This is a genomic window from Nitrosomonas sp. Nm33 (genome assembly GCF_900107265.1).
In the GTDB taxonomy this organism is placed as follows: Bacteria; Pseudomonadota; Gammaproteobacteria; order Burkholderiales; family Nitrosomonadaceae; genus Nitrosomonas.
Genome location: NZ_FNPJ01000033.1, coordinates 1 through 24,901, shown reverse-complemented (window position 1 = coordinate 24,901; position 24,901 = coordinate 1). Strand labels below are relative to the sequence as shown.

At 41.4% G+C, this 24,901-nt stretch carries 24 protein-coding genes and 1 tRNA gene; 13 read left to right on the top strand and 12 right to left on the bottom strand.

Translation table 11 applies throughout. The features are described from left to right. The first annotated feature begins 74 nt into the window (after positions 1-74). Positions 75-212 carry a hypothetical protein gene (locus BLV54_RS16075; RefSeq protein WP_176969716.1) on the top strand — a complete coding sequence of 46 codons (138 nt, stop codon included), beginning with the start codon at positions 75-77 and terminating at the stop codon, positions 210-212. Between the two features lie 475 nt (positions 213-687). Here BLV54_RS16075 and BLV54_RS08435 read toward each other — a convergent pair whose 3' ends face one another. The 7 genes from BLV54_RS08435 to BLV54_RS08405 all read right to left on the bottom strand — a co-directional run bounded on the left by BLV54_RS08435 (position 688) and on the right by BLV54_RS08405 (position 8,519). Continuing rightward, positions 688-1,911: an ABC transporter permease gene (locus BLV54_RS08435; RefSeq protein WP_090570542.1), complete on the bottom strand. Its 1,224-nt coding sequence runs from the start codon at positions 1,909-1,911 to the stop codon at positions 688-690. Positions 1,912-1,949: 38 nt separating this feature from the next. After that, positions 1,950-2,684: an ABC transporter ATP-binding protein gene (locus BLV54_RS08430; RefSeq protein WP_090570539.1), complete on the bottom strand. Its 735-nt coding sequence runs from the start codon at positions 2,682-2,684 to the stop codon at positions 1,950-1,952. Beyond that, entirely contained in the window at positions 2,684-3,841 is a 1,158-nt protein-coding gene (locus tag BLV54_RS08425) for an efflux RND transporter periplasmic adaptor subunit (RefSeq protein WP_090570536.1), read from the bottom strand. Before BLV54_RS08425 ends, BLV54_RS08430 begins: the two co-directional genes overlap by 1 nt. A gap of 108 nt (positions 3,842-3,949) precedes the next feature. Beyond that, positions 3,950-5,485: a M48 family metalloprotease gene (locus tag BLV54_RS08420; protein WP_339389422.1), complete on the bottom strand. Its 1,536-nt coding sequence runs from the start codon at positions 5,483-5,485 to the stop codon at positions 3,950-3,952. A gap of 394 nt (positions 5,486-5,879) precedes the next feature. After that, a complete protein-coding gene (locus BLV54_RS08415) occupies positions 5,880-7,256 on the bottom strand; it encodes a phosphomannomutase/phosphoglucomutase (protein ID WP_090570530.1) in 1,377 nt (458 codons plus the stop codon). 117 nt (positions 7,257-7,373) lie between these two features. Beyond that, positions 7,374-7,577, bottom strand: coding sequence for a zinc-finger domain-containing protein (locus tag BLV54_RS08410; RefSeq protein ID WP_090570528.1), 204 nt, complete (start codon positions 7,575-7,577; stop codon positions 7,374-7,376). Positions 7,578-7,598: 21 nt separating this feature from the next. Continuing rightward, complete coding sequence (locus tag BLV54_RS08405; protein WP_090570524.1) at positions 7,599-8,519, bottom strand: branched-chain amino acid transaminase; 921 nt, start codon at positions 8,517-8,519, stop codon at positions 7,599-7,601. Between the two features lie 309 nt (positions 8,520-8,828). Between BLV54_RS08405 and BLV54_RS08400 the strand changes: the two genes are divergently transcribed. Together BLV54_RS08400 and icd are read left to right on the top strand one after the other, a co-directional pair. Beyond that, complete coding sequence (locus tag BLV54_RS08400; protein WP_090570522.1) at positions 8,829-9,338, top strand: retropepsin-like aspartic protease family protein; 510 nt, start codon at positions 8,829-8,831, stop codon at positions 9,336-9,338. 111 nt (positions 9,339-9,449) lie between these two features. Continuing rightward, a complete protein-coding gene (icd, locus tag BLV54_RS08395) occupies positions 9,450-10,700 on the top strand; it encodes an NADP-dependent isocitrate dehydrogenase (protein WP_090570519.1) in 1,251 nt (416 codons plus the stop codon). Between the two features lie 165 nt (positions 10,701-10,865). On the opposite strand, the gene BLV54_RS08390 is transcribed toward icd, so the two are convergent. Then, positions 10,866-11,069, bottom strand: a complete 204-nt coding sequence (locus BLV54_RS08390; protein WP_011112285.1) for a cold-shock protein — start codon at positions 11,067-11,069, stop codon at positions 10,866-10,868. A 329-nt stretch (positions 11,070-11,398) separates the two neighbouring features. On the opposite strand from BLV54_RS08390, the gene clpS reads away from it, so the two are divergent. The 5 genes from clpS to ribD all read left to right on the top strand — a co-directional run bounded on the left by clpS (position 11,399) and on the right by ribD (position 17,302). Beyond that, positions 11,399-11,707, top strand: a complete 309-nt coding sequence (clpS, locus tag BLV54_RS08385) for an ATP-dependent Clp protease adapter ClpS (RefSeq protein WP_090570516.1) — start codon at positions 11,399-11,401, stop codon at positions 11,705-11,707. Between the two features lies 1 nt (position 11,708). After that, the gene (clpA, locus tag BLV54_RS08380) at positions 11,709-13,967 is read left to right on the top strand and encodes an ATP-dependent Clp protease ATP-binding subunit ClpA (RefSeq protein WP_090570513.1); all 2,259 of its coding nucleotides are present in this window, start codon (positions 11,709-11,711) and stop codon (positions 13,965-13,967) included. Between the two features lie 309 nt (positions 13,968-14,276). Further along, a complete protein-coding gene (gene glyA, locus BLV54_RS08375; protein ID WP_090570511.1) occupies positions 14,277-15,527 on the top strand; it encodes a serine hydroxymethyltransferase in 1,251 nt (416 codons plus the stop codon). A gap of 110 nt (positions 15,528-15,637) precedes the next feature. Continuing rightward, complete coding sequence (gene nrdR, locus BLV54_RS08370) at positions 15,638-16,093, top strand: transcriptional regulator NrdR (RefSeq protein ID WP_090570508.1); 456 nt, start codon at positions 15,638-15,640, stop codon at positions 16,091-16,093. An 87-nt stretch (positions 16,094-16,180) separates the two neighbouring features. Further along, the gene (ribD, locus tag BLV54_RS08365) at positions 16,181-17,302 is read left to right on the top strand and encodes a bifunctional diaminohydroxyphosphoribosylaminopyrimidine deaminase/5-amino-6-(5-phosphoribosylamino)uracil reductase RibD (RefSeq protein WP_256329291.1); all 1,122 of its coding nucleotides are present in this window, start codon (positions 16,181-16,183) and stop codon (positions 17,300-17,302) included. 3 nt (positions 17,303-17,305) lie between these two features. Here ribD and BLV54_RS08360 read toward each other — a convergent pair whose 3' ends face one another. The 3 genes from BLV54_RS08360 to mpl form a co-directional block, all read right to left on the bottom strand. Then, complete coding sequence (locus tag BLV54_RS08360; protein ID WP_090570502.1) at positions 17,306-17,845, bottom strand: response regulator transcription factor; 540 nt, start codon at positions 17,843-17,845, stop codon at positions 17,306-17,308. A 38-nt stretch (positions 17,846-17,883) separates the two neighbouring features. Continuing rightward, on the bottom strand, positions 17,884-19,164 hold the full coding sequence (locus BLV54_RS08355) for an ATP-binding protein (protein ID WP_090570499.1): 1,281 nt from the start codon (positions 19,162-19,164) through the stop codon (positions 17,884-17,886). Between the two features lie 265 nt (positions 19,165-19,429). Next, entirely contained in the window at positions 19,430-20,812 is a 1,383-nt protein-coding gene (gene mpl, locus BLV54_RS08350; RefSeq protein WP_090570495.1) for a UDP-N-acetylmuramate:L-alanyl-gamma-D-glutamyl-meso-diaminopimelate ligase, read from the bottom strand. A gap of 214 nt (positions 20,813-21,026) precedes the next feature. Between mpl and gluQRS the strand changes: the two genes are divergently transcribed. From gluQRS to BLV54_RS08330, 5 genes are all read left to right on the top strand, one after another. Further along, complete coding sequence (gene gluQRS, locus BLV54_RS08345; RefSeq protein ID WP_090570557.1) at positions 21,027-21,938, top strand: tRNA glutamyl-Q(34) synthetase GluQRS; 912 nt, start codon at positions 21,027-21,029, stop codon at positions 21,936-21,938. 104 nt (positions 21,939-22,042) lie between these two features. Further along, positions 22,043-23,206 (top strand): NAD(P)/FAD-dependent oxidoreductase, encoded by a 1,164-nt coding sequence (locus tag BLV54_RS08340; protein ID WP_090570491.1) that lies wholly within the window; start codon positions 22,043-22,045, stop codon positions 23,204-23,206. Positions 23,207-23,232: 26 nt separating this feature from the next. Further along, a complete protein-coding gene (locus BLV54_RS08335) occupies positions 23,233-23,703 on the top strand; it encodes an SRPBCC family protein (protein WP_090570488.1) in 471 nt (156 codons plus the stop codon). Between the two features lie 149 nt (positions 23,704-23,852). Next, positions 23,853-24,068: a PAS domain-containing protein gene (locus BLV54_RS17255; protein WP_371113281.1), complete on the top strand. Its 216-nt coding sequence runs from the start codon at positions 23,853-23,855 to the stop codon at positions 24,066-24,068. Positions 24,069-24,195: 127 nt separating this feature from the next. After that, positions 24,196-24,283, top strand: a tRNA-Ser gene (locus BLV54_RS08330). A gap of 295 nt (positions 24,284-24,578) precedes the next feature. Here BLV54_RS08330 and BLV54_RS08325 read toward each other — a convergent pair. Next, positions 24,579-24,901, bottom strand: a 323-nt coding sequence (locus BLV54_RS08325) for a transposase (RefSeq protein ID WP_090571816.1), incomplete at its 5' end; no start/stop codon positions are given.

Genomic DNA, 24,901 nt, shown 5'->3' with positions numbered 1-24,901 from the left:
CTACATATGAATGGCCAAAGAGGTATTTAAATATAATTAATTCATCATATTTGTTTATATAGGAGATTAAGAAAATGAAATCTGCACTCTTAGTAGCAATACTTGCGGCATTGGCACTGACTGCTTGTGGTGAACCTAAACCAGCACAGTACCCACCTAGCGCTTCGATGGAGCGTGAATCAATGCCTGGCAAAGACGAAGGAAAAAAATAATTAATTTGATTAGATAGAATGATCAAAATTTTAAACCGCTCTACTAAGAGCGGTTTTTTTTTGATAGTAGTTACTCATAATTAATTTTGAGTACCAAAACTTTACATATATTGTGCCCGTGTTACTACTGATAATAAAAGATACTATCGAGGGGATAATGGATTGGCTGTTCACTAAGCGTAAATCACAGGCCTTAGATGACCATCAAAGCACCTGCTGATGAGATACATGTAGAGCAATGGTAATTTAGTGTAATCAAGCGGAATCAAAAGGCGATGACCGAGGGTTACTTGCTCCTGAGTGCATGGTCATGGAAGGACAGGAATCTACTGAAAGAACCTTAATGTGACCCTATAGGGTAATAGGTGTTCGGGAGTGAGGGTCTCGATGCTCGACACGTCAAACAAGCGCTCACAAGCTCACAACGTTATGCGGTTCAGCCACCTTAATGGAAGAATTTTAATAGCAAGTAATTTTATTCATAGCGTAATGCTTCTACTGGCTTTAATGAGGCTGCTTTATTAGCAGGATAGAAACCAAAAAATATGCCAATAATAGCTACAAAAGCAAAAGCTAAACCAATCATGCTGAGTGTAATAACGACAGGCATATCTACAATCTGACTTATCATCCATGCGCTACCGATACCTAACACAGCACCGGTTAATCCGCCCAGAATACAAATCATCAAAGCTTCCAATAAAAATTGCGTGAGGATTGCGCGATGGCTGGCACCTATTGCCATACGAATCCCAATTTCGCGGGTACGTTCCGTAACCGATACCAGCATGATATTCATGATGCCAATACCACCAACCAACAGTGAGATCGAGGCAATAGCTCCTAGCATCCACGCCATTACTTTTGCTGTAGTGCTTGCAACAGCTGCTATAGCCGTTAGGTTCCGTACAGTGAAATCATTTTCCATTCTGTCAGATATACGGTGGCGTTGCCGCAGTAGTCGAGTAATTTCCATTTCTGCTTCTTCCATCATGTCTGCGGATTTTCCTTGAACTAGCATATGACCAATTGATCCAGGAAATTGGTTGCCTAGAATTTGACGTTGAGCAGTGGTAAGTGGGATAAGTACATTGTCATCCTGATCTCGCCCGCTAAGACTCTGCCCCTTGGCTGCAAGGACACCCACTACCAAAAATGGTTTGTTAGCGATACGAAATGTTTTTCCCGTAGGATCTTCGTTTCCGAATAAATTCTCAGCGGTTACCTTTCCCAGGACAGCAACGCGAGTAGCAGAGCGTAAGTCTGCTTCTGAAAATATCGAACCACTCTCTATAAGCCAATTACCGACAGAAAAATAATCTGGAGTCGTACCTGTTATCGTTGTACTCCAGTTATTTGCGCCATAGTTAAGTTGAGCGATTCCAGAAACAACGGGAGCAGCCGCTTCAACTGAAGGTAATTCCGCAATGGCTTGTGCATCACCCGCAGTCAGTGTTTTTACAGTTCCGCTTCCAAATCGTAGCCCACCTGAGGAGGTTGCACCTGGTAGCACCAGTAAAAGGTGACTTCCCATAGAAGCTATTGTGTTGTTAATCTGGATTTGAGCTCCTTGCCCGATTGATAACATTAATACAACTGCTGCAACACCAATGATCATACCAAGCATGGTAAGCCCGGTACGCAAGCGATTGACCCGAAGGGCTTGGAAAGCTTCACCGATAATGGTCAGCAAATTCATGATGAAGTTGGAATTTTATTATCATGAAATAACATAAATTAACGCGTACATTTATTTTTATCCTGGATAATGCGACCATCTTTTAATCGAATGAGGCGGTTGGCATAGGAGGCAATATCATCTTCATGCGTTACCAGAATAATCGATATGCCTTGATTCTCATTAAGCTGCTTGAATAATGTCATGATTTCATGACTGGTTTGTGAATCAAGATTGCCAGTTGGCTCGTCAGCCAGGATAAGCTGTGGTTGATTAACTAATGCTCGACTGATTGCTACTCGCTGTTGCTGTCCTCCAGAAAGTTGATTGGGATAATGTAGCGTAAATTGGCCCAGACCGGTCTGTTGTAATAATGTTAACGCATGCTTGCGGCTTTCTTTGCGATTCATGCCTGCATACAGTAATGGTGTAGCTACATTATCCAGTGCCGTCATGCGCTTGAGTAAATTAAAACCTTGGAATACGAAGCCTATACTATGATTTCGCACATGTGCCAGCTCATCGTTGGAGAGGTATGCAACATTGCGACCTGCCAACCAATAATTGCCGCTTGTAGGTGTATCAAGACAACCCAGTATATTCATCAAGGTAGATTTTCCTGAGCCGGATTGCCCCATGATAGCAATAAATTCTCCGGAGTGAATTTCAAGATTGATATCAAACAGCACCTGATGGCAAATCGGCTGATTTGCATGGCCCTCTAATTGATAAGCTTTGCACAAATTCTCCACCCGAATCAATGGTTGATTTTGGGTGAGGTCTTTATCTGACACTAGAACATCCTGAATCTAAAATTGCTCATGGATGATTCATTTTGCTTTTTGCCTGCTGCATCACTGATAATGACCTCATCTCCTTCTGTTAGATCACTCGAAATAATTTCAGTGAAATTTCCATCAGTAATTCCGGTTACTACATTTATTGGGGTAGGTACGTTATTTTCGAGGCGATAGAGAAGGGGCTGACGGGATCGACTAACAGGGGACAGGTTAGAGGCAGGCATCTCATTTTTTGGCTTGTAACGAAGTGCTGCATTAGGTACACGAAGGGTAGCATTTTTTTGGTTGACTATGAAACGAATATTTGCCGTCATACCTGGTAACAAAGTACCGTCATCGTTGATGACAGTTGCCACTACGTTATAGGTAACAACATTTTCCTGGATTGTAGGATTCAATCGTATTTGTTTAACATGTGCAGTGAATTCTCGTTCCCGAAACGCATCTACTGTAAAAGAAATTTCCTGATCAGCATATATCTGACCAATGTCAGCTTCAGCAACACTGATATTGATTTGCATTTGTCGAAGATCACGGGCAATCTGGAACAGAATGGGTGTTTGGAAACTAGCTGCAACGGTTTGCCCAACGTTTATATCACGTGCAACAACTACCCCGGAAATCGGTGATCTAATAACACTGTAATTCAGATTAGCACGATCACGTTCCACGTTAGCTTTGCTGATAGCTACCTGAGCATGTGCAATGTCTAATTGTTGTTCAATTTCATCTAATGCTTCATTGGAAATAAATCCTTTTTGTAACAGAATACGACTACGAGTAACTTTATTGGTTACATTTTTTAAGGTTGCTTGTGCGCTCTTAAAATTAGCCTCAGATTGTTGTAATTGCGCTTTCAGAAGAGCTGGATCAAGTTCTGCCAATATCTGGCCTGTTTTTACCTGATCATTAAAATCAACATATATTTTGGATACGGTACCTGATACTTGTGTACCAACATTGACAAGCTCAAGAGGAGTCACTGTGCCATTAGCCGAAATAATCTGAACAATGTCTCCACGATCAACTGTTTTGGTTCGATACTCATCTTTTCCCGATTCTAGCTTTTTGTTTGTATATCCATAAATTGCGCCGGATACTAGAATGACTAATAAAATAATCGATTTATTTTTGAGATTAAAGCGTGCCATTCAGGAGGGCCAAATTAAATCTTATTTGAACAATGAAATTATTAAGTAGGAATTATTGTAAGTTGGTGGCTGATTTTAGGTATTAGTAGGTAGGGCTTAGCGAGGTTACTACTTTTTCTCATTAGCAGCAACGAATTCCTTAAGCTGTCTCAAGCGTGCTTCTACACTGGATAATTGATAAAAATTACCATTATCTTTACGTAAAGCAATCTCTAATTGCTCGATTGCAGCTTTATATTTTCCTTCTCGAATATAAACTTCTGCTTGGGCACGATGTTGGAGCATATGGTTTCCTAGTGCAGAGTAACATTGTGCTTCTAGTCGATAAAGATTGATGTCATCCAGAATAATTTTTGATTGCTTATTGAGGAATTCAAGGGCGACCTGGGCATTTTGGTGATTTAGTAAAGCCGTTATGTAATCATAAATAAGTGCGCGATGCTGTGGATATGCATTTAATGCAGTTTGGTAAATTTTAAATGCATCTTTAATTTGCTTGTTGGCTAGTTTAACTCGTGCAGCAAGTATTTCAATCATGACCTCCGATTGTAAATATTCACTTTCAACTCGAACGGGCTTACCCAAATAATGATTCTTAAGTAAGCTGATAGAATGATCAGATTGTATTATGCGGTATAATTCGTTTAATTCCTTGTCTGCACGCTTATACTGCTTATCACGTAACAATGCATAAATTAGGCCGTAGCGTTCTGCAATTTCATTTGCATAACGCTTATCTTGTATGCGTGCATCAAATTCCTTTACTGTATCAGTAGAATTCCCCAGAATGGCCTTCAGCTTAGCCCGAACTAAGTTGAAATCGAGACTGTCGGGAACTTGCCGGTAAGAAAATTCCCGTGTGCGATTCTCAATATCCGCTATCCGCTCATGAGTGAGCGGGTGCGTTCTCAGATAAGAAGGGGCTCCGTTTTCATAATATCGCCCAGCATTTTGCAAACGTTCAAAAAAAACCGACATCCCATGAGGATCAAAACCTGCTTTATGCAATATATTAAAACCGATTCGATCTGCTTCCTTTTCATGATTACGTGTAAAGTTCAATTGAGATTGAATAGCCCCAGCCTGTGCCGTGGCTAGAATAGCTTGCCCTGCCTGGGGATTAGAACGGGAAGCGAGAATAGCTAGAGCAAGAGCAGCAATGGTAGTGATGAGTCCGATATGTTGCTGTCCAGAAATCATTCTTGCTAAATGTTTTTGGGTGACGTGAGCAATTTCATGTGCCATAACGCCCGCTAATTCAGATTCACTTTGTGCTGCGATAATCAGTCCACTATTGAAACCCATAAATCCGCCTGGCAAAGCAAATGCATTGATGGATGGATCCTGGAGTGCAAAAAATTCGAATGATTGATCCGGTTTTGCTTCATTTGATGATGAAATGAGCCTATTACCTAGGTTATTGAGATAACCGTCTATTTCGGCATCATTTAGATAACTGGGATCTGCGCGAATTTGTCGCATAATCTCTAAACCGATCTGTCGTTCTTGTCGAGGAGTGATCGTGGTTTGTGAGATATCACCCAGATCTGGAAGATCGTCTTCTGCGAAAATATTTGCAGGAAAGAGTAGGGGTAATACTATAATCAGGTAGTAAAATTTCATGACAATTTGATGATTACTCACAAATCAAGTTCCCCTCTTTTGTAGGAGCATATTGCTGACCTGCTGACCTGCTGACCTGAAGAAAATGATTGAGTTTAACTTGACGGGTAGAATGTCATTGTAGAGCTGACTAACTTGATCGGTTGGGTTGGCGCATAATTTAGAGGTTACCCTCGTAGTCCGATTGATATAGAAACGGTTATCACTGACCAGTGAGTTAATGACAAGTGGTTTACAAGTAACTTCGAGTGCAGTAAAAAATTTTACTAAGCATCCGTTTAAAAGTTTCTATGTTTTTATTTAAAATTATCAGCCACCATTAACCTCATTAACCTTTATGGTAGTAATTTACCTCAACTCAGGAAGGCATAATTAATGTGCCTAATACCACTTAACTTTTGCTACCCTGCAGATTTTAGAAAGGTAATACAGCGTTAGGTTTAAACTGCAGGATAACATTACGAAAGTCATGCTGTATTCGTTGCATCGCTTCTGGAGTATCAGCTTCAAAGCGTAAAACTAAAACGGGGGTTGTATTCGAAGCGCGTATCAAACCAAATCCGTCCTTGTATTCAACTCTTAATCCATCAATGGTAACTATTCGTTCCGGGTTATCAAAGTGTGCATTTTTCTGAAGCTGTTCTATTAAGGCGTGATTTTCTCCTTCCTTTAGTTTGATTTGTAATTCCGGTGTATTAAGGGTATCTGGGAGAGCATGCAAGATAGCATTAATATTATTTTGCTTACTCAGCAACTCTAATAATCTTGCTGCTGTATAAAGTGCATCGTCAAACCCATACCAGCGTTCCTTGAAAAAAATGTGACCGCTCATTTCTCCAGCTAGTAGCGCACCAGTTTCTTTTAGCTTCCCTTTAATGAATGAATGGCCGGTTTTCCACATGACGGGTTTGCCCCCATGTTGCTCGATCCATTTTGCTAAATTGCGCGTGCATTTAACGTCGTAGATAATTTGTCCGCCTGGGTTTCGAGATAATACATCTGCAGCAAATAACATGAGTTGGCGATCAGGATAGATAATGCACCCATCTTTGGTTACCAAACCAAGCCGATCGCCATCACCGTCAAATGCAAAACCAATTTCTGCGTCGGTAGTAGCTAAAGCGTGAATGACATCCTGCAGATTTTTGGGTACTGATGGATCGGGATGATGATTGGGAAACGCCCCATCTACATCGCAAAATAACTCTATCACTTCACAACCTATATTCCGAAAGAGGGTCGGCGCAAAGGCTCCTGTTACCCCATTGCCACAATCGACAACGATTTTTATTGGGCGAGCTAATTTGACATCGCTGATAATGCGCTGTAAATAGGTTGGAGCAATATCGTGCGTTTTGTAGTTACCCTTACTATACATCAGGTTATTGTTCTCTATGCGAGCACGTAATGCCTGAATTGTCTCAGCTGCTAGCGTCTCGCCACCTAAAACCATTTTTAGGCCATTGTAATCCGGAGGGTTATGACTGCCGGTGATCATTACGCCGCTATAGTTACATAGCTCGTGTGCAGCGAAATAAAGGATCGGCGTGGGCACCATGCCCACATCGATGACTTGAATGCCGCTTTTTTGTAGCCCTGCTGCCAATGCTCGAGCAAGGGAGGGGCTGGATAGTCTGCCATCCCGTCCAATCGCAATAGAATTGAGTGTACGCTCACGCGCCTCAGAACCAATGGCGTGACCAATCATTTCAACTACGTCGTTGGTTAGCGCGGTGTCTACGATACCTCGGATATCGTATGCTTTAAAAATTTCGTTTGGAACTTTATTCATGACGTAATAGCTTGATAGATTAGGATGTTAGAAGCAGATCAGAATAAAAATTATCTTTTGAAGTTTACCATCAGCATCTCGATTGTTAATCGATCAGGAATATAATTTCCGTTTGATTCAATGATGGGCTGCTTTCGCCCCGCCTTTCAAGATATAGAGCGTGCCGCAATAAGGGCATAGTGCTTCACCGGTAGCTTCAATAGGTAAGAATACACGTGGATGACCATTCCATAGTCGCATTGACGGTATTGGGCAATGCAAAGGTAAATCATCTTCAGTGATTTCAATTTGTCGTTGATTAAGGGTAGTTGGTTTATCCATGAAGTGTTCCATTAAACTAAGTCAAACATGATGTAGCCAATCGGTATGATTGGTTGCTTTACCGCTGACACAATCAAAAAACAAAGCTTGCAGTTGCTGAGTAATTGGTCCACGTTTGCCATTACCAATGATGCGATTATCGAGTTCTCGAATTGGGGTGATCTCTGCTGCTGTTCCTGTAAAGAAAGCTTCATCCGCACAGTAAACCTCATCTCTGGTAATGCGTTTCTCGATTACAGGAATATTCATTTCTTGTGCTAACTCGATTACTGAATTACGTGTGATACCTTCAAGGCAAGAAGTCAAATCTGGTGTGTAAAGCTTTCCCTGTTTGATGATAAAAATATTTTCTCCTGAGCCCTCAGCAACATATCCATCTACATCTAAGAGTAATGCTTCTTGATAACCATCCTGCGCAACTTCCTGGTGCGCTAAGATGGAATTGGTGTAGGTTGCTACTGATTTGGCACGACACATATTAATATTTACATGGTGACGGCAAAATGAAGAGGTTTTAACACGAATACCATTTTCTAAGCTATCCGGCCCTAAATAAGTACCCCATGGCCAAGCAGCAATTGCGACATGGACAGATAAGTTCTTGGCAGATAATCCCATTGCTTCTGCACCGTAAAAGATAATAGGGCGAATATAACCAGATTCAAGGTGATTTTGTTTCACTACTTCTTTTTGCGCTTGCATCAGTGTAGCTTTGTCAAAAGGGATAGCCATTCTGAAGATATGCGCTGAATTAAACAGGCGATCAGTATGTTCAACTAAACGGAAAATAGCCGGTCCCCTGCTTGTTTGATAAGCACGTAGGCCTTCGAATACGCCCATTCCATAATGTAGAGTATGAGTAAGTACATGCGTGGTAGCATCTCGCCAAGGAATTATTTTTCCATCGTACCAGATTGCTCCATCGCGGTCTGCCATTGACATTAAAAGGCCCTCGATAAAAGTTCAAAAGCTACATTCTATCGTATTTTTCGGCAAGCAATGAAAGCTTGCTAATTACCTGGCAGTGCTGACTATAGAGAAATCATTTGGCTCATTCATTTATTATAAAAATCAAGAGAAATTCTAGTAAGACGAATGCCTAAGTAAAAAAGAAAGTAATAGATTTTGATTTAAAATGTAATATTTCTGATCAGTGAATACATGGGAAGTCAGTTAGCAATAAGGATTTACTTATTTTTATGGTTCTTTTGTTTGGCTGGGCTCTATATCTAAGAAATATATGATTTAACGATGCGTAGTTATATTCCTTGGGGCCATGTTACCGCCTTGGTGATCTGGTTAACTGTTTTTGGCATAGCCTATTTATTTTTTGAGAATTTGCAAGCACCCAAAATTGCTGTGATTCAAGATGGCCTAGCGGACAGCGAAGTCATGATTTCTAGATCATGGGATGGGCATTATTATGTTCAGGGAGAAATCAATGGATATCCTATTGATTTTATGGTTGATACCGGGGCAAGTATGGTTTCTGTAAGCTATGAGTTAGCGCGCGCGGCGAATTTGCCAGCCGGTAGACCCACAAGTTTTTCAGCTGCGGGCGGTAAATTCTTGGGTGAGATTGTATCGGGGCAAGATATCAAGGTGGGCGGTATCTTGGTAAAAGGACTAAGTGTAGGTATAGGTATGCAGGGAAAAGTGGGTCTGCTTGGGCAGAATTTCTTGCGTAGAGTTGAAGTTGTTCAGTCCGGGGATAAAATGATATTACGAGTTAGTACTGCTGATCAGACAAGAATTGAATGAATGGCAAATAGCAATTAAGGAAGTATCTGTATTGTTATTGATTTATCCAGCTTTATTCAAGATTAAATTAAAATATGTTCTTCTGTAACCTGTTATTTTATTGGAGATTTTATGTTTCAACATATAAAAGTGCCCCCTAATGGCGAGAAAATCCTTGTCAATAAGGATCTTTCGCTGATTGTGCCGGATTACCCAATTATTCCATTTATTGAGGGAGATGGAATAGGAATCGATATTACGCCTGTGATGATAAAAGTTGTGGATGCCGCAGTGAATAAAGTGTATGGCGATAGGCGAAAAATTTTCTGGATGGAGATTTATGCTGGAGAGAAATCAACCAGATTATATGGTGAGAATGTTTGGCTACCAGATGAAACATTACAGGCTGCAACTGAATATGTAGTTTCTATCAAAGGTCCTTTGACGACACCCGTAAGTGGAGGTATCCGCTCTATTAATGTTGCACTACGCCAATTGCTTGATTTATATGTTTGCTTGCGTCCTGTTCGTTATTTCGAAGGTGTGCCTAGTCCGGTAAAAAATCCAGAGAAAGTCGATATGGTTATTTTTCGTGAGAATTCAGAAGATATTTATGCAGGAATAGAATGGGAAGCAGAATCAGCATCTGCGAAGAAAGTAATCGATTTCCTGATAAAAGATATGCAGGTAAAGAGTATCCGCTTTCCTCAATCTTCTGGTATTGGTGTCAAACCTGTCTCAAGAGAGGGAACTGAGCGGTTAGTACGGAAGGCAATACAGTATGCGATCGATAATGAACGAAAATCGGTAACTTTGGTACATAAAGGTAACATTATGAAATTTACCGAGGGAGCTTTCAAGAATTGGGGCTATAACGTGGCCATGAAAGAATTCGGTGCTGAGTTGTTAAATGGAGGGCCGTGGATGAAATTGCCTGAGGATAAGGGAGGGATTGTAATAAAAGATGTTATCGCCGATGCTTTCCTGCAGCAAATTTTATTGCGTCCTGATGAATATGATGTGATTGCTACCTTAAATTTAAATGGTGATTACATTTCTGATGCTTTAGCCGCGCAGGTAGGGGGAATTGGTATTGCCCCCGGGGCAAATTTAAGTAATTCAGTTGCGATGTTTGAGGCTACGCATGGAACTGCTCCTAAATATGCAGGCAAAGATCAGGTCAATCCTGGATCAATTATTCTTTCAGCTGAAATGATGTTAAGGCATATCGGCTGGAATGAAGCTGCAGATATGATTATTAAGGCGATGGAAAGAACTGTCCAAGATAAAATTGTAACTTATGATTTTGCGAGACAAATGCATGGAGCAACTGAAGTGACATGCTCTGGATTTGGAAATGCAATGATAGCAAGAATGGGCTAGATGTAGTGCGATCCAGTAAATTATATTTAATTTACTATATTCAGACGACTGCTCATCGCCAGCACAAAACTGGCGATGAGTATTTAGGATAACTAAAAGCAATTAGCTGGTTTTTGTACTGCTAACTACTTCTTTAAAAGAATGACCTATGAGTGTTGCAATATCTTAGGCAGACTGAATGTTTGAAGCTTGCTTTCCTTTGGGCCCTTGAGTAACTTCAAAGCTCACTTTCTGGCCTTCCTTGAGAGTTTTAAAACCTGTCATATTGATCGCTGAGAAATGAGCGAATAAATCTTCGCTACCATCATCAGGAGTTATAAAACCGAACCCTTTGGAGTCATTGAACCATTTTACTGTACCTGTTGCCATTTTTACTTCCTATTAAAAAAACTGGGCCGGAAACCCTAATACTATTTGAATTTCAAGACCGCAAACGGCTCTAACCAGTACTGCAGAGAACTTGAAGCCAAACGCCAGTTGCTGTTTTACGCAAATTTTAAACTTAAGTCAAGATATCGTGTGAATTTTATCGTGTAAATTTTAAGTTTTAAGCTGGTTTGGGAATAAAGATAGAAAGATTTGTTTAAGGCGCTTGAAAATTTTGTCGGAATCGTCAAATATGATAAAAATAAAAACTAAAAAAGAAATTATTTGTTTTATTGCTCGCGCTTTTCTTTTTTAAATTAAGTAGGTGAATCATGGGGACAAAAAATCGTGAGAGTGGAGTGCTAGAAGAAAGTAAAAATAAGATTAAGTTACCTCCCCTGTACAAAGTTATGTTAATAAATGATGATTTTACTCCGATGGATTTTGTAGTGATTGTGTTGCAAACATTCTTTTTTATGAGTCAAGAAAAGGCAACTCAAGTTATGCTTAAGATTCATACGGAAGGAGTTGGTATTTGCGGTATTTATCCCAATGATATTGCAATGACTAAAGTCCAACAGGTAAATAAATTTTCTAGACAGAATCAGCACCCATTAATGTGTGTTATGGAGAAAAACTGACATGATCGCACAAGAGTTAGAAGTAAGCTTACATATGGCATTCGTCGAGTCACGCCAGAAGCGCCATGAATTCATCACGGTAGAACATTTATTGCTCGCCTTGCTTGATAATCCTAGTGCTTCAGAAGTGTTGACTGCTTGCGCGATTGATATCGAGGATTTGCGAACTTTACTTCAGGATCATATTAATCGCCATACACCTATTGTAAGCGGAAGTGGAGAAGTAGACACTCAACCTACCCTTGGTTTTCAGCGTGTAATCCAACGCGCAATATTGCATGTTCAATCATCTGGGAAAAAGGAAGTTACCGGAGCTAATGTTTTGGTAGCGATTTTCGGTGAAAAAGATTCTCACGCAGTTTATTTCCTTCAGCAGAAGGGCGTAACACGATTGGATGTGGTGAACTATATTTCGCATAAGATTTGTAAGGTATCACAAAATAATGATCATAAGATTGAAGATGAAAATGATAACGAACAGCAACAGAATTCAGCCAATACGCTTGAGAGCTATACCATTAATCTCAACAATTTAGCACTTACGAATCGGATTGATCCTCTGATTGGGCGTGAAAAAGAAGTTGAACGTGTTATACAGATTTTATGTCGTCGCAGAAAGAACAATCCTTTACTGGTGGGCGAAGCTGGTGTGGGTAAAACAGCCATCGCAGAGGGGTTGGCTAGAAGAATTACTGAAGGAGAGGTGCCAGGGGTACTAGCATATCATCAGGTTTATGCTCTAGATATGGGTGCATTGTTAGCAGGCACAAAGTATCGGGGCGATTTTGAGCAGCGCTTCAAAGCAGTATTAAAACATTTGGTTGATAATCCAAAGGCTATTCTGTTTATAGATGAAATTCATACTTTAATCGGTGCAGGAGCTGCATCTGGCGGCACATTAGATGCTTCTAATTTGCTAAAACCCATGTTAAGTGCGGGTCGCCTAAAATGTATTGGTGCTACCACTTATAACGAATACCGAGGAATTTTTGAAAAAGATCATGCATTATCGCGACGCTTTCAGAAGATTGAAGTTTCTGAACCAAGTATCGAGGAGACAGTGGCTATTTTACGCGGTCTGAAATCTCGTTATGAAAAGCATCATAATGTCAAATATACTGCAGGAGCGTTAACAGCTGCCGCGGAATTGTCAGCTCGCTTCATTGGTGATCGACATTTGCCGGATAAAGCAATTGATGTGATTGACGAAGCAGGTGCAGCACAACGTATTTTACCGAAATCAAAACAGCGCAGAATTATCGGTAAGCATGAGATCGAAGATATTATTGCCAAGATTGCTCGCATACCTCCACAAAGTATTTCAACCGATGATCGTAACAAACTGAAAACGCTCGACCGTGATCTGAAATCTATAGTTTTCGGGCAAGATGCGGCCATTGATGCGCTTACAGCAGCTATAAAAATGTCTAGAAGCGGCTTGGGAAATCCGCAGAAGCCTATTGGCTCATTTCTTTTTTCTGGCCCAACGGGTGTAGGAAAAACTGAAGTGGCGCGTCAGCTTGCCTATATTCTGGGTGTGCCTTTGCATCGTTTTGATATGTCTGAGTATATGGAACGCCATGCAGTCTCGAGACTGATTGGCGCCCCTCCTGGCTATGTCGGTTTTGAGCAAGGAGGATTGCTTACTGAAACGATTACTAAGCAACCTCATGCAGTTTTGTTGCTTGATGAAATAGAAAAAGCGCACCCAGATATATTCAATGTTCTGCTCCAAGTAATGGATCACGGTACGTTGACAGATAATAACGGACGCAAGGCAGATTTCCGCAATGTGATTATCATTATGACGACAAATGCTGGAGCTGATTCGTTGACCAAATCTACTATCGGATTTGCCAAATCTGCCAGAACAGGGGATGAAATGACGGAAATTAAACGCTTGTTTACTCCTGAATTTCGTAACCGATTAGATACAATCATTTCTTTTGCGCCATTGAGTAAAGAAATCATTTTACGTGTTACTGATAAGTTTTTAATGCAGCTTGAGACGCAATTACATGAGAAAAAGGTAGAAACCGTCTTCACTGATAATTTGCGTAACTACCTGGCTGAACACGGCTTTGATCCACTGATGGGTGCACGCCCAATGGCACGCCTTATTCAGGACATGATACGTAGCGCGTTAGCAGATGAATTGCTTTTTGGACGACTTTGCAATGGGGGTAAAGTAACGGTAGATATCAGTAGTGATGAAAAAGTGATACTTCAATTCGAAGAAGATAAAGTTGACGCTCTTTGAATGGAGAATTTCATGAATGAAGTTAAAGTATTTTACTCTGAGTATATAAAGAAAGAGTAAAATTTAATTTACTTTCCTCGCTGCCATTATGCTGATTTTTATTTAAATCTTAGGCTGTCTTTTAAGGTGTTTGCTTGAGGATTTGCAAATACTTTCTGGTGTGCTCAAGACTTTATGATCTTCTTTTCTAGTAGTTTTACTTGATGAGCACTCATTATCTGTGTGGCTTTGCTTTATATGCTGTTACCATTCTAAATGGTAGAATGTATTATTTTAAATATCTAAATTTTTCAAAGAGTAAATGCTGTCATGTTTTCCTATAAAAAAACAATAGAAAGTGTCGATCCAGATTTGTGGCAAGCAATTAAAGGTGAAATGCAGCGACAGGAAGATCATATTGAATTGATTGCTTCTGAAAATTATGCAAGTCCCGCAGTTCTCCAAGCACAAGGATCAGTTCTTACTAATAAATATGCAGAGGGATACCCCGGCAAACGTTATTATGGTGGTTGCAAGTATGTTGATAAAGTGGAGCAGCTTGCTATTGATCGTTTAAAAGTGTTATTTAATGCTGAATATGTTAATGTGCAACCCCATTCCGGTTCTCAGGCTAATGCGGCAGTATATTTATCTGCATTAAAACCTGGTGATACGTTGTTAGGGATGTCTCTTGCACATGGCGGGCATCTCACTCACGGTGCTTCAGTTAATCTAAGTGGTAAGATTTTCAATTCTGTAACTTATGGACTTGATCCTGAAACTGAAGAAATTGACTACCAAGAAGTGGAACGATTGGCGCATGAACATCGACCAAAGATGATTGTTGCTGGTGCTTCTTCATATGCAAGAATAATTAATTGGAAGCATTTTCGTAAAATAGCTGATGAGGTTGGCGCCTATTTATTTGTAGATATGGCTCATTATGCGGGATTAATCGCTGCGGGCTTCTATCCTAATCCAGTGGGGATTGCTGATTTTGTTACCAGTACTACCCATAAAACACTGCGCGGTCCTCGAGGTGGCGTTATTATGGCCAAGCAGGAGTATGAGAAATCGCTTAATTCGGCAGTTTTTCCTCAAATTCAGGGTGGCCCACTTATGCATGTCATAGCGGCCAAGGCAGTTGCTTTTAAAGAAGCGGCGAGTAAGGAATTCAAAGATTATCAGGAACAGGTTATTGAGAATGCACGGGTTATGGCAAAGGTCTTACAGAATCGTGGTTTGCGTATAGTTTCTGGGCAAACTGATTGCCATATGTTTTTAGTCGATCTTCGCGCTAAAAATTTAACAGGTAAGGAAGCTGAAGAAGCCTTGGAAATCGCCCATATTACTGTCAACAAGAACGCTATTCCAAACGATCCTCAGAAGCCCTTTGTAACCAGCGGCATACGACTGGGTACTCCGGCAATAACAACACGTGGTTTCAAAGAAATTGAAGCGGAGCAATTAGCAAACTTAATTGCGGATGTATTGGATTCCCCGAATGATTCAACGGTTCTGACCCGTGTTGCGCAAGAAGCGCAGATGCTGTGCGCAAAATATCCAGTCTACGTAAATTGATGTATTTAAGTAGTTAGGCATCTTTTGGCTGCTGCCTAAAGATGTCTTTATAGATTTGTTTTGAGATAGTAAAAAGCTAATTAGTTAATTAGCTTAACTGATATTAAATAATGAGATGTCCTTTCTGTAACGCTGAAGATACCAGCGTAATTAATTCACGCGTCAGTGAAGAGGGGGATCGTGTTCGTCGACGCCGACATTGTACAGCTTGTGGCAAACGTTTTACTACCTATGAAACAGTAGAACTACGTTTGCCACAAGTCGTTAAGCAAAATGGTACTCGTGCAGAATTCAGTCGGAACAAGCTTCTTACTGGGTTCATGCGTGCGCTGCATAAGCGTCCAGTTCCAACTGAACATGTGGATGCTGCCATTGATCGTATTGTTCAGAAGTTGCTGAGTTCAGGCGCAAGGGAAATATCTTCACGTAGTATTGGCGAGTTAGTGATGCAGGAGCTTTATAAGCTTGATAAAGTGGCTTATATACGCTTTGCCTCTGTGTACAAGAGTTTTCAGGATGTTGGTGATTTTCAGGATGTCATCAAAGAAGTTCAGAACCAACACTAAAATTGATTCTTAAGAAACTCCAATCCAGTGCTCCAATAACGACCAGGATCGTCAGTTTAAAGTAGTGTGTGCATTCAGGATCTATTTGTGCTCGGAGATTCCCCAATTTTTTCCTCAACTGATTATGCCTTTATGGCTCAAGCATTAAAGCTTGCAGAAAAAGGTTTATACACAACCAGTCCAAATCCCCGGGTAGGTTGTGTCATTGTTAAAAATAATCGAGTAATAGGCAGTGGCTGGCATGAACGTGCTGGCCAACCGCATGCTGAAATCAATGCACTTTATGCTACGGATGGTACAGCCGAAAATGCTACCGTTTATGTAACATTGGAGCCATGCAGCCATTATGGGCGTACCCCCCCTTGTGCACAGACGCTAATCAATGCGGGTGTGGCGAAGGTCGTTATCGCGATGTTGGATCCGAATCCTTTGGTAGCAGGAAGTGGTGCAGCAATGTTAAGGCAGACAGGCATCATGGTGCAATCCGGTTTGTTGGAGGAACAAGCAAGGGCACTTAATATTGGCTTTGTTTCTCGCATGGTTCGCCATCGGCCGTGGGTAAGATTAAAAATAGCTGCGAGTCTAGATGGAAAGACTGCATTGGAGAATGGTGAAAGCCAATGGATTACTAACAAGGCAGCTCGTTTGGACGGGCATCGATTACGTGCTCTTTCTTGTGCAATCTTAACAGGTGTGGGCACAGTAAAAAAAGATGATCCGCAATTAACAGTCCGCCATGTTGAGACTTCCCGACAACCACTGCGTGTAGTCATTGATAGCCGACTCGAGATATCAACTAATGCAAAGCTGTTACATGGAGGAAAGGTATTGATTTTCTCTGCTGTGCAAGATGAGAACAGAAAAAAGTCGCTGGAAGAAAAGGGAGCGAAAGTAATCATTATGCCGGGAGCTGGCGGCAAAGTGCATCTGACTCAATTGATGGCTAAATTAGCAGATTTTGAAATCAACGAAGTGCTCGTGGAAGCAGGGAGTACTTTGGCTGGCGCACTGGTGCAAGAAGGATTAGTGGATGAGTTAGTCATCTATCTTGCACCTTGTCTGCTTGGTGATAAAGCACAGGGCATGTTGAATTTACCGATGCTGACCAAGCTATCCGATAAGCGTAAGCTTGAATTAACTGATTTTCGTATGATTGGACAAGATATTCGGGTAACTGCAAAATTCTCCAGTCTTGAGCAATATGATTAAATTTTAAACTGGCTTCTTAGCAAGCTTACGTTGCAGGGTTCTGCGATGCATATTCAAAATTCTTGCGGTAACGGAAATATTATTATTATTTTCAGTCAGGATACGATGGATATATTCCCATTCCAGACGTCCAACTGATAACGGATGCAAGCTTATCGGTGCCTCAGTATCACCGCTGGTACGCTCAAAAGCTGCCATAATGTCATTAACATCAACTGGCTTGGCTAGATAATGGGTAGCACCAAGCTTGATCGCTTCAACTGCGGTTGCAATACTAGCATAACCAGTCAGCATGACGATCCGAGTTCCAGGATCTAATTTCTTTATTTTATCAACGAGTATTAATCCAGACTCATCCGATAGTTTGAGGTCGATAATCGCGTATTCAGGCATGATGGATTCGATTTTTTCCAAGGCGGATGCAATGGAGTGTGTGTAGGTGACATCAAATCCTCGTTTGGTCATTGCCTTAGCCAGCACATCACAGAAAACTGGATCGTCGTCGACAATGAGTAAACTTGGATGCTCAACGGGCCCGGTCATAAAATTTACCTCTTTGTGCTGACTTAGTGGAAGAGCTGTTAAGTAATTCTAGGAATCAGGGGGAGCGTAACATGGATGCAAGCGCCACCTTCCGGATGATTAAACAAGCGTACATTACCACCGAAACGTTCAATATTTGCGTTGGCGAGAAACAAACCAATTCCAAACCCTTGACCGGGTGCCTTGTTGGTAAAAAATGCTTCCCCTGCGCGTTGAATTGCTTCTCCAGTCAGGCCTTCCCCGTCATCATGAATTTCTAGATTCAGAGTATGCTGATCCCAAGTACTTTTGATTCTGACTTGATCGGTAGAGGCGTCTGCAGCATTATTCAGTAAATTCAGGATGGACTGACTCAGTAATTGCGTATTCATGATAAGAGGGACAGGTTGGACCCCATGCCCTTGATAGCTGAATTTGGTCGAAGGGCGAATGAGTTGCCATTTATCGAGTACCTGTTTTAGAAAATAATCAACCGACTGGCTATTTCCGTCTTCTATTCGTGCTTGTCCTGCTTTAGCGAGTAACTGCGTCAGGGTTTGCTTGCAATGAGTGATTTGGTTGCGCAAGATACGGATATTATTCTGGAATTCTTCGTTCTGAGAATATTCTTGTTGCAGCTCTCCAGCGATGACCGCCATTGTCGAGAGGGGAGTGCCCAGTTCATGTGCTGCGCCCGCAGCCAGCGTGCCTAGCGCAATGATTTGTTCGTTGCGTAATGCTTGCTCTCGTGCCTGAGCGAGATTCTTGTCACGATCGCGAATGGAAATACTCATTTTGACAACGAACCAAGCAATCAAGAGAGTACTTAACACAAAAGTCAACCACATACCTGAAATATGGAGATTGAACTCCATCAGATGCGTGCTATGATCGCCCGAGTGGTCATGGGGCAATGGGATATATTCAAACAGAAGAATGGTATAACAAGTAATCGTGATTCCTGCGATCGCCCAAGTATAACGCCATGGCAGAATGGCTGCGGCAATGGTAAGGGGCAGCAGGTAGAGCGAGATAAAAGGGTTAGTTGAGCCGCCAGTGAAATAGAGTAATGCGGTTAAAGCAAAAATATCAACTAGCAATTGGGCAAAAAACTCAAGATTCGAAACGGGAAAGGTATGATGGAGCCGAACCCAGGTAAAAAAATTGAGGATGGTGAGTATTACCACTACGATGATCATCTTTTCCCACGGCACATCTAATTCAATGATTGAATATACCAGAGCAAATAGGATGCATTGCGCGACAATTGCGATACTTCTTAAAAGAAATAGTCTTTGCAAGTTCTTGCTAAGCGGTGACTGATGAAGAATATTAAACATTAAGATGACTCATCTGGAATTTCTTTTTGATACAACATTAGCGCAAATTAAAAATTTAGGCTATGTGACAAATTGTCACACCTTATTCCATTTTCTAAATCAAACCTGACTTTGTCGGCTTCTCCGCCGTATTATTTATACTGTCTGCGGCTCGCTCTTGCGTCATGTTTGATTTGGAAATGAAATTAGACTATCCGGGTCGTGAAATGCTCAAAAATTTTGATAAAAGAATGCGCTATGGTTAATGCTTTTTTTAGGACTTCTGTCAATGAGGATTGGCCAGAGACTTCATTAGCTTCTCGTGTATTCCGCCAAAACCACCGTTACTCATAATGAGGACATGATCAGCAGGGCAAGCAGTAGCTACAATGGCGTTAATTAACTGGGTCATCTCATAATGCACACTGGCTTTTTTCCCCAAGGGGCTGAGAGCTGTCTGTAAATCCCACTCTGACTGATTGGTATAACAAAAAATTTGATCTGCTATTTCAAGGCTTGCTGCCAAACTGTCTTTCCAAATGCCCATTTTCATCGTGTTGGAGCGTGGTTCTAAGACAGCGATAATCCGCGCATTGCTTACTTTATGGCGCAAACCATTTAAGGTCGTTTTAATCGCAGTAGGGTGATGCGCAAAATCGTCATATACTGTGATGCCATTAACTACGCCACGTATTTCCATTCGTCGTTTGACATTCTTGAACTGTGATAAGGCGGCAATGGCAATATCAGGAGGAATGCCAGCATGACGAGCTGCTGCAATGGCGGCCAGTGCGTTCATGCGATTATGTTCTCCCAATAAATCCCATTGCAGTATTCCATAAGATTTCTCTTGATAAACAATTTCGATATTTTGCTCAGTCAAGGTTTTGGCGCACCACCCCTCATCAACACCAAATTTCTCAATAGGTGTCCAGCAACCTTGGGCAAGTACCTGCTGCAAGCTTTTTTCGAGACCATTGGAAACAATTAATCCATCGCCAGGAATGGTTCTTACGAAATGATGAAATTGTCGTTGAATTGCGGCTAGATCAGGAAAGATATCAGCATGATCAAATTCAAGGTTATTTAATACTGCAGTTCTGGGATGATAATGGATAAATTTGGAGCGCTTGTCGAAAAAGGCCGTATCGTATTCATCAGCTTCTATCACAAAAAATGAAGACGATTCTTGCCAATCTGGATGATGCCTACTTTCTGCGCCTAATCGTGCGGAGATTCCAAAGTTTTCTGGTATGCCGCCAATGAGAAAGCTTGGGGCTAGCCCACCATATTCCAATATCCATGCTAGCATCGAACTCGTCGTTGTTTTCCCGTGAGTGCCTGCCACCGCTAGCACCCATTTGTTTCTCAAAATATGTTCCGAAAGCCATTGGGGGCCGGAGGTGTAAGGCAAATTCCTGTTTAAAATTTCCTCCATTAAGGGATTGCCACGTGAAATGGCATTACCGATCACAAACAGGTCTGGCTTCAGTTGTATCTGCTGGGGAGCGTAACCCTCAATCAATTCGATTCCCTGAGAAATCAGTTGAGTGCTCATGGGTGGGTAGACGTTGGCATCACAACCTGTGACTCTATAACCAGAAGCGCGCGCCAGTACAGCAAGGCCGCCCATGAATGTACCGCAAATACCGAGGATATGAATATGCACCGTATACCTTCTTGAAGAAAAATTGATGAATTGACTTGTTTGAATGACTAGTTTATTACTTTGAAGCTTAAATTATACTTGTTAAGCTTAACAGGAAGATTTTAGTGGATTACTTTCTAACAGCTAAAAGCATTTTTATAAAATAAACTTTTGAAAGTAATGAGCTATCAGCTAGATCCTCAACACTAACTGAGTGCTGATTATTCATCATCCTATGCAATTATCAGTTTATCGTGGGCGTTTTGCTCCATCACCGACAGGTTCCTTGCATTTGGGTTCATTAGTGACTGCAGTAGCAAGTTATCTTGAAGCAAGAATTCATAATGGTGAATGGCTGGTCAGGATTGAGGATGTGGATTCAACGCGTGTTATTCCCGATTCATCCCGGAAAATATTGCATGCGCTTGAATCTCTTGGAATGGATTGGGATGGTGAAGTTGTCTATCAAAGTCAGCGTCATACTGCTTATCAAACCACACTGACTAAGCTTAATAAAAATGGATTAATTTATCCTTGTGCTTGTTCGCGCAGAGAAATTGCTGATTCTGCCATGAGTGGTGTGGAAGGTCCTGTTTATTCCGGAAGTTGTCGTAATGGTCTGCCTGGCAATCATGCTGATCGTCCCCATGCGCTGCGAGTCAAAACCGAAAACAGCCAGATTGAATTTGTAGATAATTTGCAAGGAAAGGTTCATCAATGTGTAGAAAGTGAAATCGGTGATTTTGTTTTGCGTCGGGCCGATGGTATTTATACCTATCAATTAGCCGTAGTGGTGGATGATGCCTGGCAGGGGATTACTCATGTCGTGCGGGGTGCTGATTTACTTCATTCAACTCCGCGTCAGATTTATCTACAGAAGCTGCTAGGCTATAAAACTCCTGCCTATCTACATTTGCCCGTTGTAGTGAATAAGCAAGGAGAAAAGCTGAGTAAGCAAACACAGGCGGCACCCATTGATCTAACTAAACCACTCCCTCAACTGGTTGCAATACTTCGTTTTCTTGGCCAGAATCCACCTGATGAGTTAGTTGAGTGCGATATAAATTCCTTCTGGCAATGGGCGCTAGCTCATTGGCAGGCAGAAAAAATACCTAAAGGAAGTCATTTTATTAATGAGCCGGAGTGATTATTCTAAATGTACCATAGTAATGGCTTTTTCATGCTACGCTAGCCATGCATCTTGCTCTAATGTAAGGTAATAGCATCATTTCAGGAAAATAAGGAGAATATGTGGCTTTTCTGCCATTTTATATACCTGCTCGCAAACAGTTAAAGATAGTCATCGTAGGTGGAGGTTATGCCGGAATCGCTGCACTGACAACGCTCGTGCAATATATGCCAGATGCTGAAATCACGATTATTGATCCGCGGATGCATCACCTCAAGATCACGCATCTTCAAGAAACGTTCCGTTATCCTTTATCTGATTTTCTCGTACCTTTTACAGCGCTTGGGCAACGATTTGGCTGTCGCCATGTTTGTGCTGAACTCATGCCCGATGAAGTAACGCTGCAGCAATGGCAGAACGATAAATGCATAACATTTGATGATCATTCATTGCCATTTGATTATCTGTTGATTGCAACTGGAGCACCCGCAAAAGGTTTAGTCAATCATGATTCAGACTACATACTGGATTTGAATGATTTTATGGAAACTGCCGGTTCAGAATTGCTAAGCAAACATCTGACTGGGCAAGGTGGCAGGAAAGACCCTATTTCTGTGATTGGAGGAGGTGCCACTGGTATACAGTTTCTGTTTGAGATTGTGCATTTTCTTCAACGCCACAAATTTGAAAACAAACTACGCTTGATTGAAAGTGGGGAGCGGGTGCTTAGACAGTTTCCTGATAGGTTTGCTCACTATGTGCAATCGAGTATGACTGAGCTTGAAATCGATTTTTGTCCAGATACCTATTTCCGCGGACAGCAGGAGAACATCATACTGTTGGAAGAAAAGAATACTGGCAGACGCTATGAGCTTCCTTCCAGTCTATCTCTATTATTTGCTGGCAAGCAGCAGGGTAACCAGTTTACTGCAAATACCTTTGGACAAGTCATTGTGAATCATCGGGTATTACCGTATATTTTCGTTGCGGGTGATTGCTCTCATTATCAATCTTTTGGCTCTAACGCGTTGACCGCACAATCAGCGGTGCGTAAAGGAAAGCTTGCAGCACGTAATATTTTGCGACATTCAGGATTGCTCAAAATACTTGAACCTTATATGCATCATGATATAGGCTATGTAGTCAGCCTTGGATCGACAGATGCAGTTGGCTGGTTGGCGTTGGAGAATAATGTGGTAACCGGTATTGCAGCGTCGGTTATTAAAGAAATTGTAGAGGCACAATATGATTTGCTTCTGACAGGAATAGATACTTATCTGATTTGAGATATCGATAAGCAGGAGGCTGGGTTATGTTTAATTTATCTAACGATAAACCGGTCGTGGGGAAGGCGAGCATAGTGATTGAGAAGCCTGAGGAGCATATTTTCAATTTTATCGGTACTGAGCTGCTTGCTAATTACCCAAGGTGGTCGCCGGAAGTGCATGAGTTGGAGAAACTGACCGAGGGTCCGCTAGGATTGGGAACTATATGTCGGCAAGTCCGTGTTGATCAAGGAAATCGCTCAGAATCTACCTTTAGAATTATTACCTTTGAACCTCATATACATATTTGTTTCGACGGCGTATCTAATTCTTTCCGTTGTGATTATTTATTGGAGCCAGCTAATCCAGCAGCTACGCAAATCACGTTTACTTTCGAGTTGCTTAGCCTCGAGCTGCATATGAGACCGTTTGAGAAGCTTATACACATAGCCATCCAGGATGGTGCTGAAAGAACAGTCAGAAACATCAAGCATCTAATAGAAGTTGACTCGTTTTAATTAACCTTGTGGCCTGCCAAGCTATAAAAATTTTGGAGAAAAGATAGGCTTTATCGTTGAGAAAAAAACTGAGTTGATTCTAACAGTATTATCCAAAATTCTTGATTCATGTGTTAATGGCATCACATTGGCTGGTCATGATCTAGAGGATTTATTCCCTGGTTTATGTCCATAAAGCGTTTGAGAAAATAACAAGTTATAGCCAAGAAGAAACAATATGGAAAAATTGTCGTTTCCTGCAGGGCGCTAATCGTGACCAGAAAGAGCGTTATCAGTTGAAAGAAGCCATTGAAAATAAACAACCTATTGAAATCACGCTCAGAAATTACAGAAAAAATAGCGAACAGAGAAGCTCGCTACAATAACAAAATAGTTAATATATTTGGTGGGTTCTGCTGGAAAAACTGACCCTAAAAAGGTATCATTCAAGGTTGTCTGATGTGTAGCATCACCCAGCATCAACTATCCCCGCATGTGATGCAGTCAGTGATCGGAAGCGTGGCAGAGTGGTCGATTGCACCGGTCTTGAAAACCGGCAACGGGCAACCGTTCGTGAGTTCGAATCTCACCGCTTCCGCCAATTGATTTGAACTAAGTGACTGATTAATAAAGATAAATTGTTTATTAATTCGCCTGGATTCTGACCTTTGTTCTTACCCTAGAAAATTCTACCGATTCCAAAAAGCATTTTTCTAATCAATTTATGGAGAATGCAACATGGAAAATCTTACAGCAATACCCGCCAGCAACACCTTAACTTCTTTTGCATTTATTTTGTTTTGCATCCTCAACTAAGCTTGTCCAGTCGCCGAAATCAACCGTCCAGGGTCCGCCTTCATTACGCGCGTTATATAGCCTAACCAGTTAAGAATGATTCAGAATGCATAGGATTTGAAGAGCGTATCGACGGTTTGGTTTTGTTGTCTACGGAGCGCCTTGGCCTGTGCCCATTTGTGTTCGATGGGATTGAGATCAGGAGAATAAGCGGGAAGGTATTCAAGGGTATGCCCGGCGTTATGTATGGCATCCCGTGTGTCTTGTCTCTTATGGAAGGTGGCATTGTCCATCACAACGATGGAATGTAGTGGCAATTTAGGCAACAAGTCCTGCATCGCCCATCCATGAAACACATCAGCATTGATGTTGGCTTCAAACAGGCCGATGGTTACCAGTAACTTTCCAATCAGGGCACCAATCG

What these genes read in the sequence shown, in the direction of transcription:
- BLV54_RS16075 (WP_176969716.1), top strand. Translation starts at nt 75, where the DNA reads ATGAAATCTGCACTCTTAGTAGCAATACTTGCGGCATTGGCACTGACT.
- BLV54_RS08435 (WP_090570542.1), bottom strand. Translation starts at nt 1,911, where the DNA reads ATGAATTTGCTGACCATTATCGGTGAAGCTTTCCAAGCCCTTCGGGTC.
- BLV54_RS08425 (WP_090570536.1), bottom strand. Translation starts at nt 3,841, where the DNA reads ATGGCACGCTTTAATCTCAAAAATAAATCGATTATTTTATTAGTCATT.
- BLV54_RS08415 (WP_090570530.1), bottom strand. Translation starts at nt 7,256, where the DNA reads ATGAATAAAGTTCCAAACGAAATTTTTAAAGCATACGATATCCGAGGT.
- BLV54_RS08410 (WP_090570528.1), bottom strand. Translation starts at nt 7,577, where the DNA reads ATGGATAAACCAACTACCCTTAATCAACGACAAATTGAAATCACTGAA.
- BLV54_RS08405 (WP_090570524.1), bottom strand. Translation starts at nt 8,519, where the DNA reads ATGTCAATGGCAGACCGCGATGGAGCAATCTGGTACGATGGAAAAATA.
- BLV54_RS08400 (WP_090570522.1), top strand. Translation starts at nt 8,829, where the DNA reads ATGCGTAGTTATATTCCTTGGGGCCATGTTACCGCCTTGGTGATCTGG.
- icd (WP_090570519.1), top strand. Translation starts at nt 9,450, where the DNA reads ATGTTTCAACATATAAAAGTGCCCCCTAATGGCGAGAAAATCCTTGTC.
- BLV54_RS08390 (WP_011112285.1), bottom strand. Translation starts at nt 11,069, where the DNA reads ATGGCAACAGGTACAGTAAAATGGTTCAATGACTCCAAAGGGTTCGGT.
- clpS (WP_090570516.1), top strand. Translation starts at nt 11,399, where the DNA reads ATGGGGACAAAAAATCGTGAGAGTGGAGTGCTAGAAGAAAGTAAAAAT.
- clpA (WP_090570513.1), top strand. Translation starts at nt 11,709, where the DNA reads ATGATCGCACAAGAGTTAGAAGTAAGCTTACATATGGCATTCGTCGAG.
- glyA (WP_090570511.1), top strand. Translation starts at nt 14,277, where the DNA reads ATGTTTTCCTATAAAAAAACAATAGAAAGTGTCGATCCAGATTTGTGG.
- nrdR (WP_090570508.1), top strand. Translation starts at nt 15,638, where the DNA reads ATGAGATGTCCTTTCTGTAACGCTGAAGATACCAGCGTAATTAATTCA.
- BLV54_RS08360 (WP_090570502.1), bottom strand. Translation starts at nt 17,845, where the DNA reads ATGACCGGGCCCGTTGAGCATCCAAGTTTACTCATTGTCGACGACGAT.
- BLV54_RS08355 (WP_090570499.1), bottom strand. Translation starts at nt 19,164, where the DNA reads ATGTTTAATATTCTTCATCAGTCACCGCTTAGCAAGAACTTGCAAAGA.
- gluQRS (WP_090570557.1), top strand. Translation starts at nt 21,027, where the DNA reads ATGCAATTATCAGTTTATCGTGGGCGTTTTGCTCCATCACCGACAGGT.
- BLV54_RS08335 (WP_090570488.1), top strand. Translation starts at nt 23,233, where the DNA reads ATGTTTAATTTATCTAACGATAAACCGGTCGTGGGGAAGGCGAGCATA.